Genomic DNA, 1,876 nt, shown 5'->3' with positions numbered 1-1,876 from the left:
AGGAGGCTCCTTGTAAGTAATCTGCGGAACTGCGTTTTTCCTGAGATGGCGAATAAGGGATCCCCTGAGAAATCAATCCCATTTTTCGCAATCTGGCGCGCATTTATTTTTTGCGGGCTATTTCAGTTCCGGTAGTGTCGAGGTTACGTGTTTTTGAATTCCTACTAACGGCAATAAATTGTCTGTTGCGGCGGCATAATTCACCGCTGCGCTCCAGCCATCGAAATCAGCAAGGGTTTGTGAGTAGGCTGCCTGATAGACATCCTGCTCGACGCTGAGCAAATCGTTGAGGCTGCGTTTGCCCAATTTGTACTCATCCTTGTAAACGTCACGCGTGCGAATCGCATTGCGATGCTGCAATGCTCCCGCGGCTTCGCGCCCCTGAGCACCACGCCAGTCGGCGGCAGCAACGGAGGCTTTTTGCAGCACGTCGAATTTGGCTTGCTCAACGCGCGAGGAGGCCATTTTGCGCGCTTCCTGCGCCTGAGCAATGCGGGCTGAGACCGCGCCCCCCTGATAAATCGGCGCATCGACCACCACCTGGATTTGATCATCCCAGTAGTTACGGTTGCTGGATTCATAGCGCGTGCGTCCCCCGCGTACACTGACCGACGGCCAGTGATCGGATTTCGCACCCTCGACGTTGTAACGTGATGCCTGCTCGTTGGCTTCGGCAGCCATCACCGCCGGAATATAGGAGTATTCAATTTCGGAGAGCGGTTTTTGCTCGAGGGCCAATGACTCAGGCAAAGGGCGATAGGTTTTGGCGGTGATCCCGGTCAGCACGCCGAAGCGAGCCGTCGCGCTCTCGAGACCGGCGCGATATTGCTCCAGCGTCGCCTGCATCCCGGCCATACGGGTTTCGGTTTGCAGCACTTCGGAACGAGAGTTAAGCCCCGCATTTGCGCGGTACTCAGACAGCTGACGGACGTTATCAAGCGCTTTCCAGCCCTCTTCTGACACGCGAATCAGCGCCTGATAACGCAGAATATCGATGTAGGAAAGCGCCGTTTCTTCCGCGACGCTCGTAAAGGTGCTCATTAACTGGAAACGGTAGCTATCCCGTTGTGATGACTGTTTATCAATCGAGCTATTGGTACGACCGAAATCGTATACCAGCTGAGTAATGCTCATTCCCCACTGGGCAGAGTTGTTCATCGAACCGCTGGAATCTGTCGTCCGGCTATGACCGGTACTGCCAGACAGCGCGACCTGAGGGAACCATGCGCTACGCGCTTCATCCACCATGCCCTCTCCTATACCAAGCTGGGCGGCCTGCTCATTGACGGAGGGATCGCGATTAAGCGCAAACAGAACGCTCTCTTTTAAATCCACCACCGCTGCCTGCGCAATATCCGGGCGAGACGCCCAGGCCGGAGCAGGGGCGGCAATCGCCGGGGGGATCTGCATCACTACTGTGGCAACAATTAGCAGAGGAAATACGTTTTTTTTCAGAGGTGTCATCCTTTTCACTCATGTTGCTTTCCATGGTTAAGGTCTAATTATTATTTCGGAGGCCGTATTACTTTTTGCCACACCTGATTCGTAGAATTGATAAAGAATGCTGTTCTGAGAGTTTTAGTCTCTCTACACGTCATTCGCTCAGAGAAATAGTTCAGTACTAAAATCAAAAATAATTTCTTGTAAGAATTTTACTTAGGAAAAATCTAACACAACATTCACTTCATATCCACACCATCAATGTAGGAATTTTGTTAATGGCGTCTCATATTTAAAAAACAAAACAAAACTCATAATAAATACATGATATTTTTTATAAAACATCATTAAATTAAATTGGTTATACAAAAAAAGAAACTATCCTGATACGTAATGTAAAATAGAGAAAAGAAAATATCATTAAATTTAATTAAAC

1 protein-coding gene is annotated in these 1,876 nt (G+C 49.3%); it reads right to left on the bottom strand.

All coding sequences use genetic code 11. The features are described from left to right. Positions 1–117: 117 nt before the first annotated feature. Positions 118–1,410 carry a TolC family outer membrane protein gene (locus ACWWFX_RS09485; protein ID WP_473223754.1) on the bottom strand — a complete coding sequence of 431 codons (1,293 nt, stop codon included), beginning with the start codon at positions 1,408–1,410 and terminating at the stop codon, positions 118–120. Between the last annotated feature and the right edge of the window lie 466 nt (positions 1,411–1,876).

The sequence above is a fragment of the Pseudocitrobacter sp. 2023LY-00077 genome, assembly GCF_055796175.1.
Note: the sequence above shows the minus strand (reverse complement) of the source record. Positions and strands in the feature narration are given on the sequence as shown.